The 12228-nt window shown below is 67.5% G+C and carries 13 protein-coding genes; 10 read left to right on the forward strand and 3 right to left on the reverse strand.

The genetic code is table 11. The features are described 5' to 3' along the window. Window positions 1–26: 26 nt before the first annotated feature. Both QNN98_RS16060 and QNN98_RS16065 read right to left on the reverse strand, forming a co-directional pair. Window positions 27–644, reverse strand: a complete 618-nt coding sequence (locus QNN98_RS16060) for a nicotinamidase (RefSeq protein WP_283998453.1) — start codon at window positions 642–644, stop codon at window positions 27–29. 2 nt (window positions 645–646) lie between these two features. Beyond that, window positions 647–1972: a nicotinate phosphoribosyltransferase gene (locus QNN98_RS16065; RefSeq protein ID WP_283998455.1), complete on the reverse strand. Its 1326-nt coding sequence runs from the start codon at window positions 1970–1972 to the stop codon at window positions 647–649. Window positions 1973–2058: 86 nt separating this feature from the next. Between QNN98_RS16065 and clpS the strand changes: the two genes are divergently transcribed. The 9 genes from clpS to QNN98_RS16110 all read left to right on the forward strand — a co-directional run bounded on the left by clpS (window position 2059) and on the right by QNN98_RS16110 (window position 9895). Beyond that, complete coding sequence (gene clpS / locus QNN98_RS16070; protein ID WP_227913867.1) at window positions 2059–2367, forward strand: ATP-dependent Clp protease adapter ClpS; 309 nt, start codon at window positions 2059–2061, stop codon at window positions 2365–2367. Window positions 2368–2440: 73 nt separating this feature from the next. Beyond that, the gene (locus QNN98_RS16075; protein WP_283998481.1) at window positions 2441–2995 is read left to right on the forward strand and encodes a DUF2017 domain-containing protein; all 555 of its coding nucleotides are present in this window, start codon (window positions 2441–2443) and stop codon (window positions 2993–2995) included. Between the two features lie 106 nt (window positions 2996–3101). Next, complete coding sequence (murI, locus tag QNN98_RS16080; protein ID WP_283998483.1) at window positions 3102–4091, forward strand: glutamate racemase; 990 nt, start codon at window positions 3102–3104, stop codon at window positions 4089–4091. Beyond that, window positions 4088–4933 carry an MBL fold metallo-hydrolase gene (locus QNN98_RS16085; RefSeq protein ID WP_283998485.1) on the forward strand — a complete coding sequence of 282 codons (846 nt, stop codon included), beginning with the start codon at window positions 4088–4090 and terminating at the stop codon, window positions 4931–4933. The genes murI and QNN98_RS16085 overlap by 4 nt, the downstream gene beginning before the upstream one ends. Window positions 4934–4960: 27 nt before the next feature. After that, window positions 4961–5725, forward strand: coding sequence for a ribonuclease PH (gene rph / locus QNN98_RS16090; protein ID WP_231700913.1), 765 nt, complete (start codon window positions 4961–4963; stop codon window positions 5723–5725). Next, window positions 5726–6352 carry an RdgB/HAM1 family non-canonical purine NTP pyrophosphatase gene (gene rdgB, locus QNN98_RS16095; RefSeq protein WP_283998489.1) on the forward strand — a complete coding sequence of 209 codons (627 nt, stop codon included), beginning with the start codon at window positions 5726–5728 and terminating at the stop codon, window positions 6350–6352. A 108-nt stretch (window positions 6353–6460) separates the two neighbouring features. Then, window positions 6461–7249: a DedA family protein gene (locus QNN98_RS16100; RefSeq protein WP_283998491.1), complete on the forward strand. Its 789-nt coding sequence runs from the start codon at window positions 6461–6463 to the stop codon at window positions 7247–7249. After that, complete coding sequence (locus QNN98_RS16105) at window positions 7242–8258, forward strand: 3'-5' exonuclease (RefSeq protein ID WP_227924886.1); 1017 nt, start codon at window positions 7242–7244, stop codon at window positions 8256–8258. The genes QNN98_RS16100 and QNN98_RS16105 overlap by 8 nt, the downstream gene beginning before the upstream one ends. Window positions 8259–8503: 245 nt before the next feature. Then, on the forward strand, window positions 8504–9895 hold the full coding sequence (locus QNN98_RS16110; protein ID WP_283998493.1) for an HNH endonuclease: 1392 nt from the start codon (window positions 8504–8506) through the stop codon (window positions 9893–9895). Window positions 9896–9923: 28 nt separating this feature from the next. Here the strand turns inward: QNN98_RS16110 and QNN98_RS16115 are convergent, their stop codons facing one another. Next, complete coding sequence (locus QNN98_RS16115) at window positions 9924–10967, reverse strand: ADP-ribosylglycohydrolase family protein (RefSeq protein WP_283998495.1); 1044 nt, start codon at window positions 10965–10967, stop codon at window positions 9924–9926. Between the two features lie 185 nt (window positions 10968–11152). Between QNN98_RS16115 and QNN98_RS16120 the strand changes: the two genes are divergently transcribed. Continuing rightward, a complete protein-coding gene (locus QNN98_RS16120; protein WP_283998497.1) occupies window positions 11153–12151 on the forward strand; it encodes an aquaporin in 999 nt (332 codons plus the stop codon). Window positions 12152–12228 lie beyond the last annotated feature (77 nt).

Raw genomic sequence — 12228 nt, forward strand, 5'->3', positions numbered from 1 at the left:
CCCCCCCCTTCCCCGTGTGTGTGCTGCTAGAGGTCGATGATCTCGACGCCGGCGTCTTCCAGTTCCGCCCAGGCGGCCATGGTGGATTCCCGGTTGATGCCGCGGGAAAGTTCCGGAATGACTGCGGTGGTGTAGCCGGCGGCCACTGCGTCCATGGCGGTGGCACGCACGCAGTAGTCGGCGGCCAGGCCCAGGACCACCACCTCGTCCACATCGTTGTCGCGCAGCCAGTCATCCAGGCTCAGCGTCTCTTCGCCGCTGTCCGGTTCCGCTTCGCGTTCACCCAGGGGAACCTCGACGTCCGGGGCCAGCACGCCCTCGAAGCCGGAGTAGGCCGCCTCGTACTGGCCCTTGCGGAAGAAGGCGTCCACCAGTTCGGTGTCCAGGTCAGGGTGCGGCTGGGCCCCGGGTGTGCCGGCCACGCAGTGCCGCGGCCAGGAATTGACCATGTCCGGCGTCTCGGAGAAGTGCGCTCCGGGATCGATGTGCCAGTCCTGCGTGGCGGCCACCAGGTCGTAGCGGCCAGCCGAGGTTTCCACGTAATCGGTGATCTCACCGGCAAGGTCGGCTCCGCCGGAGACGGCCAGCGAGCCGCCTTCGCAGAAGTCGTTTTGTACATCGACAATGATCAGGGCACGCGCCATGCTTACTCCTCGTATTCGGTGGGGATTGCCGGTTCGCCGCGCTGCAGGCGGTTTACCGAGGTGGGCAGTTCGGCCAGGGATTCTGCGTGCCGCCGGGCTGCACGCGTGACGGCCTCGGGCCCGGTCCAGCCGGGCAGGATCTCTCCATCGGCAACGAACTGGTGCAGCAGCGGACGGTCGTTGCCGTCGTCGGCCGGGGCGTGGCCGATTCCCACCACCTCGGCGGTTGCCGTGCCGTGTTCGTTCAGCCGGCGCATGGCGTACTTGCGCCCGCCGCGCGAAGCCTTGTTCTTGGCCGCCTTGGCCACGGAAACAAACTCATGGTCATCACCCTCGCGGCTGACCAGTTTGTAGACCATGCCGGCGGTGGGCGCGCCGGAGCCGGTGACCAGGGAGGTCCCGACGCCGTAGGTGTCCACCGGCGCCGAGGCCAGGGCCGCGATGGCGTACTCGTCCAGGTCGGAGGTGACCATGATGCGGGTGCCGGTGTTGCCCAGGTCATCGAGCAGGTCCCGCACCCAGCGGGCCTGCGCCACCAGGTCCCCGGAATCAAGGCGGACGCCGCCCAGCGCCGGTCCGGCCACTTCCACCGCGTTGCGGACGCCCTGTTCGACGTCGTACGTGTCCACCAGCAGCGAGGTGCCCATGCCCAGGGCAGCGGTCTGCGCCGTGAAGGCTTCCTTCTCGGAGTCGTGCAGCAGGGTGAAGGAGTGCGCCGCCGTGCCTACGGTCTTGAGTCCGTAGCGCAGGCCTGCTTCCAGGTTCGATGTGCTGTTGAAGCCGGCAATCACCGCGGCACGGGCTGCGGCCACGGCTGCTTCCTCGTGGGTACGGCGCGAGCCCATTTCAATGCAGGGGCGGCCGTCTGCGGCCGAGGTCATGCGGGAGGCGGCAGAGGCGATGGCACTGTCATGGTTGAGCATGGACAGCAGCATGGTTTCCAGGATGCACGCTTCCCCGAAGGTGGACTCGACAATAAGCAGGGGCGACTGCGGGAAATACGCTTCGCCCTCGGCGTACCCGTAGATGTTGCCCGAGAAACGGAAATCCGCCAGCCAGGCGAGGGTGCGCTCGTCCACCACGTTGGTGCGGGCCAGGAAATCCAGCTGCGGTGCATCGAACCGGAAGTTTTCCAGGGCTTCCAGGATGCGGCCGGTTCCGGCAGCAACACCGTAGCGGCGGCCGTCGGGCAGGCGCCGGGCGAAAACCTCGAAGACGGAGCGGCGGGAGGCCGTGCCCGAATGCAGGGCGGCCTGGAGCATGGTCAGCTCGTAATGATCCGTATACAGGGCGGAGTTTGGGGAATGCCAAGCGGCGTGACTGTTCACAGGCAAAACTCTAACCCGCTTATCCCGATTGGGGAGAAGATGCCGCCGCGGCAGTTCGGCACTGAATCCTCACTACAATTGAAGCCATGGCTACCAGCACTGCACCCGGCACGGACACCCTGATACGTGAGGAGACCGAATCCCTTACCGCCGTGGACGTCCCCTGGGTAGTGATCGTGTGGAATGACCCGGTGAACCTCATGAGCTACGTCAGTTACGTCTTCCAGAGCTATTTCAACTACTCGGAGGCCAAGGCGCACCGGCTCATGATGGAGGTGCACCAGGCCGGAAAGTCGGTGGTGGCCACCGGCTCCCGGGAGGCCGCCGAACGCGACACACTGGCCATGCACTCCTACGGGCTGTGGGCCACCTTCCAGAAAGCGGACGCAGCGTAGCCGGCTCCCGGGCCGTTAAAGAGGCACCGGCACTTCAACAGCTGCTGACGAAACGCAAACCAGAACGGATATCGTGGCAACCGGATTCAAGCTCACCCGCAAGGGCATCACCGCCAACCTGGAACCGGGGGAGCGGGACCTGCTGCGCAAGCTCTTCGCCGATGTGCAGTCCCTGCTGGAACCGGACACCGCAGCGGACGCAGATCCCCTCGCGGCAATGGTGGGGATCGACCCGTCCGCCGTTGCCCCGGAGGACCCGGCGCTGCTGCGGCTGCTGCCTAACGGCACCGAGGCGGAAGACGACGCCCTGGAGTTCCGCCGGTTCACCGAACGCAGCCTGCGCGAATCGAAGCAGGCGGCCCTGCGCACAGCTGCCCTGCAGCTGGAAACCGGCCCGCTGCGGCTGGACGCGGAGCAGGCCCGGCTCTTTGCCCGCGCCCTGAACGACGTCCGGCTGGTGCTGGGCGACCGCCTGGGCCTGGCCGACGATGAGGACGCTGAACGGCTGCACGACATAACGGACCCGTCCAAGGCGCAGGACGTGGACGGCTACCTGGCCCTGGTGTACAACTTCGTCACATGGCTGCAGGAAACACTGATGCAGGCGCTGCTCGACACCCTGAACTGACGCTGAACTGGCGCTTTACCGGCCCGCAATACCGGCTTGGGCTGTGAGCAACGGCACGCAGCGGTGAATGTGCGGGCGCCGCGGGGAGGACTATTGTCATTACATTATGAGTTCGAACCGGGTCAATCCGTCCGCTGCAGCACAACCGTCTGGGAAGTCAGAGGGGAAGTCGGACGCACCCATCGGCATTTTCGACTCCGGGGTCGGCGGCCTGACCGTGGCACGCGCCGTCCTGGACCAGCTGCCCAACGAAGCCATCATGTACGTGGGGGACACCGCCAAGGGACCGTACGGGCCGCTGCCCATTGCCGAAGTGCGGGCCAACGCGCTGGGCGTGATGGACGAGCTGGTGGACTCCGGCGTCAAGCTCCTGGTCATTGCCTGTAACACTGCCTCCGCCGCCGTCCTGCGTGACGCCCGCGAACGCTACACCCGCCGGTACGGCATCCCGGTCATAGAGGTCATCCAGCCGGCCGTCCGCCGCGCCGTCGCGGCCACCCGCACCGGACGGATCGGCGTCATCGGCACCGCCGCCACCGTGGGCTCGCGGGCCTACGACGATACTTTCGCTGCCGCGCCGCACCTGACGGTCTCCTCCGTGGCCTGCCCCGCTTTCGTCGAGTTCGTGGAGGCCGGCATTACCTCCGGCCCGGACGTGCTCGCCACCGCCGAGGAATACCTCGCTCCGCTGCGGGCGAAGGACGTGGACACCCTCGTCCTCGGCTGCACCCACTATCCGCTGCTCACCGGCGTGATTTCCTACGTAATGGGCGACGGCGTGTCCCTGGTGTCCAGCGCCGAGGAAACTGCCAAGGACGTCTACCGGGCACTGATTTCCCACGGCATCGAACGCCGTTCGCAGACACCCCCGCAGCACACCTTCGTCGCAACCGGGGATTCGGCTTCCTTCGAGCTGCTGGCCCGGCGTTTCCTTGGCCCCGAGGTCCTCAGCGTCCAGCACGTTGACCACGTGGCAGCGCATTACCCCACCGGCAGCATGGCGCGGGTCACTCCGCAGATGATTGCCGCAGCACGGGCAGACGCCCCCGAACACATGGGGGCGCAGAGCGGCGCCTCCTGGAACGGCACCGCATGAAACTGACCATTGTGGGCTGCAGCGGCTCCTTTCCCGGCCCCGCCTCGCCGGCGTCGTGCTACCTCGTGACCGCCAACGACGGCGTGCGCGACTGGCGGATCCTGCTGGACCTGGGCAACGGGTCCCTGGGGGCCCTGCAGCGCTACATGGACCTGCGGGACATTGATGCCGTCCTGCTGACCCACCTGCACCCCGACCACTGCATGGACCTGTGCGGGCTGCACGTGGCGGTGCACTGGGATCCCTCGGGCTGGAACCGGGACCGGATCAAGGTGTGGGGACCGGCGGCTACCGCAGACCGGATGGCTACCGCCTACGGCCTGGAGCTGGATCCGGGGATGCACGAGGACTTCGAGTTCAGCAACTGGACACCGGGCGGCACCGTGGAGATCGGGCCCTTCAGCATCACCCCGTATCCGGTCCGGCACCCCGCCGAAGAAGCCTACGCGCTGCGGGTCGAGGCCCGCAGCTTGGACGCCGACGGCGTATCCACCCTGCGGACCCTGGCTTATTCCGGGGACACTGACTCCTGCCCGGGGCTGGAAGCAGCTGCCCGGGACGCCGACGTCTTCCTCTGCGAAGCTGCCTTCCACGAGGGCCGCGACGACGCGATCGAGGGTGTGCACCTGACCGGGCGCCGTGCCGGGGCTGCGGCCACTGCCGCCAATGCGCGCCGGCTGCTGCTCACGCACCTGCCGGTTTGGAATGACGCCAGCCTCAGCGTGGCCGAGGCCCGCGGCTCCTACACAGGTGACCTTGCGGTGGCCGTGGCCGGAGTGTCTTACGACGTTGGCAGCCCGTTCGCGGAGCCGTTGGCGGGGCAGAAGGCGCGCAGCGTCTAGCCGCAGTGCCGGCGATAGACTGAAGCCATGACTACCGCCTCCACTCCCGTCCCGTCCGCCAGCCTCGTGCGCGCGGACGGACGTACCCCGGACCAGCTGCGCAGCATCACCATCACCCGCGGCTGGTCGAAGCAGGCCGAAGGCTCGGCCCTGATCGAGTTCGGCAACACCCGCGTGCTGTGCACCGCCTCACTCACGCCCGGCGTGCCGCGCTGGCTCAAGGGCGAAGGCAAGGGCTGGGTCACCGCCGAGTACGCCATGCTTCCCCGCGCCACCAACACCCGCAATGACCGCGAGTCGGTGAAGGGCAAACTGGGCGGCCGCACACACGAGATTTCCCGGCTGATCGGGCGCTCCCTGCGTTCCATCATCGACACCAAGGCGCTGGGCGAGAACACGATCGTGCTGGACTGCGACGTCCTGCAGGCCGACGGCGGCACCCGTACCGCAGCCATCACCGGGGCCTATGTGGCGCTCGCCGACGCAGTGGCCTGGGCCAAGGAAAACAAGCTCATAGCCCGCAACGCGTCCCCGCTGCTGGACACCGTTGCCGCCATCAGCGTGGGCATCATCGACGGCGTGCCCATGCTGGACCTGCCCTATGTCGAAGACGTGCGGGCGGAAACCGACATGAACGTTGTGGTCACCGGCTCGGGCAAGTTCGTGGAGGTGCAGGGAACCGCCGAGGGCGCTCCCTTCGACCGCGCCGAACTGGACGCCCTGCTGGACCTGGCGCTGCAGGGCACCGCCGAACTGGCCGCCATCCAGCGGCAGACCCTGGGCACGGCATAAATGGCACAGGCGCGCCTGGTCCTGGCCACCCGCAATCCGGGCAAGCTGCGTGAACTGCGTGAACTGCTGCGCGGGCAGGTGCCCGGGCTCGACGTCGACACGCAGGTGATCGACGCCGCGGCCGCCGGGGTTCCCGATGTACCCGAGACAGGCGTGACGTTTGAAGAGAACGCACTGCTCAAGGCCCATGCGGTTGCCGCCGCCACGGGCCTGCCCGCAGTGGCGGACGATTCCGGCCTGTCCGTGGACGTCCTGGGCGGAGCGCCGGGCATCTTCTCCGCTCGCTGGTCCGGCCGGCACGGCGACGACGCCGCGAACCTGGACCTGCTGCTGGCCCAGTTGGGGGACATTTCCGCCGAGCACCGCGGGGCCGCCTTTGTGTGCGCCGCGGCACTGGCCGGCCCGGACGGCTCGGAAACCGTGGAGCGGGGCGAACTGCGCGGAACCCTGCTCACCGAGCGCCGGGGGGGCGGCGGTTTTGGCTACGATCCCATCCTGGTCCCAGCCGGTTCCGAGCGCAGCTGCGCGGAACTGAGCAGCGCGGAAAAGAACGCCATCAGCCACCGCGGCCAGGCCTTCCGTGCCTTGCTTCCGGCATTGGTCCGCACACTGGCTGCGGAGGGCTAGCCCGTCTCCGAATCCCGGGGCCCCGGTGTGTGATGTGTCCCAAACACGCCGGGGAGGGGTCCCGGGATTCTGCCCGGCGCAGGGGGCTGGGGCAGAATTGAGCGCGAGATGACTATTACTGAAGCCGTTCCCGCAGCCACCTCCCCGACTTTCTTCGAGTTCTTCGCCGCTCCCGCCGTCGTCGAGCCTCCTGCCGCTCCCGCCGCTGTCGTCGAGCCTCCTGCCGAAGGGCAGGTTGCCGCAGAGCAGGCCGCAGCGGAGCCCTCCGCCCTTGGCGGGGTGGCAGACTGGGCTGTCGGCATGATGGAAAGCATCGGTGCCCCCGGTGCCGGCCTGGCCATTGCGCTGGAAAACCTGTTTCCGCCGCTGCCGAGCGAAATTATCCTTCCGCTGGCCGGCTTCACCGCCAGCCAGGGAAGCTTTTCCCTCACGGCTGCCTTGTTCTGGACCACGCTGGGTTCGGTTCTCGGCGCGCTGGCCCTTTACGGGCTGGGTGCCTGGCTCGGCCGGGACCGGATGCGCCGGGTGGTGGCCAAGGTTCCCCTGGTGGACCTGGAAGATGTGGACAAGGTGGAGGCCTGGTTTGAACGCCACGGCTATAAAGCGGTGTTCTTTGGCCGGATGATTCCGCTGTTCCGCAGCCTCATTTCCATTCCCGCAGGCATTGAACGGATGGGCCTGCTGACCTTCTCCGCGCTCACTACTGCCGGCAGCCTGATCTGGAACACCATCTTCATTCTGGCCGGCTACTATCTGGGCGAAAGCTGGCACCTCGTTGAGGCCTACGCCGGTGTTTTCCAGAAGATCGTCATTGCAGCGGTTGTCATTGCGGCTGTGTGGTTCGTTGCTGCCAAGGTCCGCAGCTCACGGAAGCCGGTGACCGGCGAAGATGCTTAACGCGGGACTGAACTTCACCGCGATCGACTTTGAAACCGCCAACGGATTCCGCGGTTCACCGTGCTCGGTGGGCCTGGTCCGGGTCCGCGGCGGACAGGTGGTCGAAGAGACTTCCTGGCTGATGCGGCCGCCCGAGGGGCACGACTACTTCGACCGGCGCAATGTGCGCATCCACGGCATTGAACCGGAGATGGTGGCCGGAGCTCCCCGCTTTGGCGAGCTTTTTCCCGAGATCGGGGCGTTCATTGGGGATGACCTCCTGGTGGCGCACAATGCGGCCTTCGATATGGGGGTAATCCGTTCCGCGCTGGAAGTGTCCGGGCTGGCCGGCCCTGCGTACGACTACACCTGCACGGTGGTTCATTCCCGCCGCACCTACCAGCTGCCCTCGCACTCGCTGCCCTTCGCCGCAGAAGCGGCAGGCGTTCCGCTGCTGAACCACCACGACGCCACAGAAGACGCCCGTGCCTGTGCCGGAATCATGGTGGACATTGCCCGGCGCTGCGGGGCCTCCTCCATGCCGGACTTTTTCCTCCGCCAGGGCATGCAGGCTTCCAGGCTGCCCGCCTATGTGCCGGGCCAGCATGAGCTGTCCAAAGCCACCCGTGACGCCATGGCCAAGGGCACCGGGACGGCGGCTGCAGCGGGGACTGCCTGGACCGGATGGCCGTCCGAAGGGGAGAACCCGCTGCCCAACCCGCTCGCGGACCCCGCCCATCCCTTGTACGGGCAGACCGTGGTCTTCACCGGAAACCTGGGAATGGCCCGCCAGAGCGCCAAGGACCGTGCCGCGGAGGTAGGCGCCCGGACGGCCAGCAACGTCACCCGCGCAACCACGGTGCTGGTGGTCGGCGACGGCTTCGAACCGGCGGACCTTCGCAGCGGACGCCTGACCGGCAAGGCCCGGCGCGTCCTGGACCTGCATGAGCGGGGCCAGCGGATTGAAGTCCTCTCCGAAGCGGAGTTCCTCCAGACTCTCGGCGGGATTTGGCCCCGGGCTTCGCAGTAGGGGGAGGGCGGCGCGGCCGTCCGTCTGGGGATATCGCCGCGCCGGGTGTCCTGTACCTGTTTGCATAAGTACTTTGTCCACAGGCTCAAAAACACCTGTTGTTGCGGACTTTTGCGGTCGTTACTATCGAACACATGTTCGAATCATTGCGAGTGGCGGAGTGCTTGCAGCCCGACCCCTCGGGTCCCCGACCGGCGCCTGTTTTCCGCCTTGCGCCCGCGAGTGCCTCCGCTGCGGCTCCGGTCGTGGCGTCTTGGTCCCGGGCGCTCGCCTCCGAGGAATCCCTGGCCGGGATTGCCGCGGATTCGGATGCAGGGCTTGTTGACCGGCTCCGTGCTTTGGAGGAGCTGAAGGCTGCAGCGTGTGCAGTGCAGGCCCGTGCCGCGGCAGCGTTAGATGCATCCGTGCGTGCTGCGCATGCCCGGGCCGGGCTGCCGGCGGAGAAGCAGGGTGTGGGCGTTGGAGCGCAGGTGGCGTTGGCTCGGCGTGAGTCTCCGGCCCGCGGCGGCCGGATTCTGGGCTTCGCGAAGGCCTTGACGAAGGAGATGCCGTGCACGCTTAAGGCGTTGTCGGAGGGCCGGATTAGTGAGTGGCGGGCGACCCTGCTGGTCCGCGAGACTGCCTGCCTGTCCGTGGCGGACCGGCGGCTGGTGGATCAGGAGATTGCCGGGGATCCTGCCGGGTTGGACGGATTGGGGGATCAGCGCCTGATTGCGAGGATCCGGAAGATCACGTACCGGCTTGATCAGGCCGCGTTGGTGCGGCGGGCGGCGAAGGCGGAGGCGGACCGGTTTGTGTCCTGCCGTCCGGCTCCGGACACCATGACCTACCTGACGGGTCTGCTGCCGGTGGCCCAGGGGGTTGCGGTGTATGCGGCCTTGTGCCGTGCTGCGGATTCGTTGCGGGCACGGGGCGATGCCCGCGGCCGGGGGCAGATCATGGCTGACACGATGGTTGAACGCATCACGGGCCAGGCAAAGGCTGACCAGGTGCCGGTGGAAGTGCAGCTGGTGATGACGGACCGAACCCTGCTTGCCGGAGATCGGGAGCCGGCATACCTGGCCGGATACGGGGTGGTTCCGGCGCCGTGGGCACGGGATCTGGTAGGTAAGGGCGCCCGTCGAAGGGCTCAGAAGACAGGGGAGCCCGGGGAGTCCCCGACAGATGCCTCCCATGGCTCCGGGGATCCTTCAAGCGGTTCCGCCGGCAGTGCGCCTGGCCCGACCGGGACCTGGCTGCGCCGCCTCTACACCGCCCCAAGTTCTGGCGAGTTGCTGGCCATGGACTCGAAGGCCCGGTTCGTGCCGGCGTCCCTGGCCCGATTGATCACGGTACGGGACCAGATGTGCCGGACCCCGTGGTGCGATGCGCCGATCCGGCACCAGGACCATATCCGGCCGCACCGTGACGACGGTCCTACGGAGGCAGCCAATATCCAGGGGCTGTGCGAGGCGTGCAACCAGGCCAAGGAAGCGCCAGGGTGGAAAGCGGCCGTCATCGGGGCGTCCGGTACCACCGGCCACCCGAGATCGCGGGTCCGGAAGGCCACTACTGCCGCCCGTCGCCACACCGTGGACATCATCGCGCCAACCGGCCACCGCTACCGGTCAACCGCCCCACCCTTGCCGGGTACGTAGCTGCGCTGCACCGGGCAAGCCGGGACAGCTAAGGGGCGATGGTTGTTGCCGCGAAAGCACCAGCGAGCTTCTCAATGGCGCTGTGCTCACGGAGGGCGTCGGCATCGGGCAACGCCGACGGTCCATAAAGCGTTCCAAGCATGCTGCCGGCGACCACGGCGGCTGGCGCGCCGCCACGGAGGGCTGCCTGACGGATGGCGGCCGGCACTATGGCGCCGGCGGAGTCAGGAACCGAACTGTTAGCGGCAGCGAGGGCGATCTCCAGCCCCAGGGCAAGCGCGTCCTCTGCTGCGGCTGGCCGGGTATCTTCTCCGGTGACGGTGCCATCCACAGATGTGCCGGCCAATACGGCCTGCAGCCGCTTCACGAGCTCGGGGGAGCCGCCGTCGTCGGACGCAACCAGTGCGGCCTGCTCCGCGGCCGCCTCCGCTGCGCCGCGCAAGGTAGCCCCGGGAGCCAGCAGTCCGTGCACCGTGGAGGCAAAGACCGCCGCGGCATGTCGGGACGCCGGGTGCCCGTGGGTCAGCGACGCTGCATCCAAGCTCAGCTTGTAGACCGTTTCCGCACCCACGTAGGGCAGCAGTCCGAACGGAGCTGAGCGGACCAGGGGTGCAGCGGAACTGTTTTCGGTGTTGACCGGACGCTGCCGGGTTGCCATTTCCCCCGTGGACAGGGCCGCGAGCACTTCAGGATCCGCGCCGGCAGCATCGGCAGCGCCGTCGGCAGAGCGAAGCAGCGGTTCGGCGTCTATGGCGCGCGGCTGAGGCACCAGGCCCGCTTCGGGCAGCGGCAGTCCCCGGCTGCGGAGCCAGCGCAGGTACGCCAGCCAGATGCAGGCTGTCTCGTCGGCTCCCAACCCCTGATTGGCCCACTCGATGGCTTCCTGCAGGCCATCCAGCGAGTAGAGGGCCAATTGCGTATCCGCTGTAATCCCCAGTCCGGCTGCATCCCGCGGCGGCACCGGATTCGCGAAGGCGTCGCCGAGGGCACCGCCTAACAGGCATCCCCGGATCTTGCCGGACAAAGATGCGAAGGAAGCGGACACGGGAACGGAATGCGGTTCGGAACTCACCACTCCAGCATAGGTGCTGGGCGCTTCCTGGCCCGGAGCCGGAAGGCTGGATGCACAGGGGATATTCAGGGAGTTAACAGACTGCACTGAAACGGTGGGGTAGTTTGTTGTGAGTTCGAAAACATGTCTCTGTACCGGCGGCTGCATGCCGGCGGCACCAACCACACGTTAGGAAATCTTCTTCCATGTCATCTGAGTCCTTACCCCTGAGCGGTGCGCGGGCAGTGTCCGCCCGCGAAGCAGCGCCCGCAGACCGCGGCTACGACTACGGGTTTGTGGGACGCTCCGTGGCAGAGGCCATCGGATCGTTCCTGCTCGTTTTCGTTGGTGTGGCGGTCGCCATCTTCGCCACCGGCACGGGCATCACGTCCCCGCTGGCTTTCGGACTGGCGTTGGCCGCTGCCATGGTGGCCTTCGGCTACATCTCCGGCGGGCACTTCAACCCGGCCATCACCCTCGGCAGTGCCGTGGCCGGGCGCACGGCATGGAAGTATGTCCTTCCCTACATCCTGGCCCAGCTTGTGGGTGCCATTCTCGGCGTCGCCATCCTGTGGGTGGCCATCAACGGCCATGACCAGTTCGGTGCACAGACGAAGGAATTCTTCCTCAGCGCCTCCAATGGCTACGCGGAGAACTCGCCCACCGAATTCCCGCTGCCCAGCGCGCTGCTGCTGGAAGTTATTTCCGGCGCCCTGCTGACAGCCGTCTTCCTTGGTGCGACCGCCCGCCGTTACGGTGCGGTGGCAGCAGCCTTCGCCGTCGGCGTGACCTATGCAGTGCTGCTGACCATGCTGGCCCCGGTCACCGGCGGCGGCATCAACCCCGCCCGTTCCACCGCCACCGCCATCTTTGCCGGAGGCAGCGCGCTGGAGCAGCTCTGGCTCTTCTGGGCTGCACCCCTGCTGGGCGCAGTTATCGCAGGACTGATCTTCCTCAGCGTTGATATGACGGTCGAATCCCGCCGCGGCACCCACGACCACGACCGCGCGGAAACAGCAGAGCGTGTCGAGACCGCCACGCCGGCCGCGACCAATTCCGCCACGGCGAACCCGGCAGCAGCCAGGCCCGTGACCGGTACATCGCCGGTGGTGGACGAGGAAACCCGCGGTTTCTTCGACAAGCCCTCCGCCCGTTCCACGGATGAGGACCGTCCGCAGGACGGAACGCCGGGCGGCCGCGCCTAGCACCTAACCGGAGAGTATCGACGGGGGCAGTGGCGGACGCCGCTGCCCCCGATCCGTTAACTGTCGGACCCGGCGGG

Origin of the sequence: Arthrobacter sp. zg-Y1143 (genome assembly GCF_030125565.1) — a bacterium.
GTDB lineage: Bacteria > Actinomycetota > Actinomycetes > Actinomycetales > Micrococcaceae > Arthrobacter_B.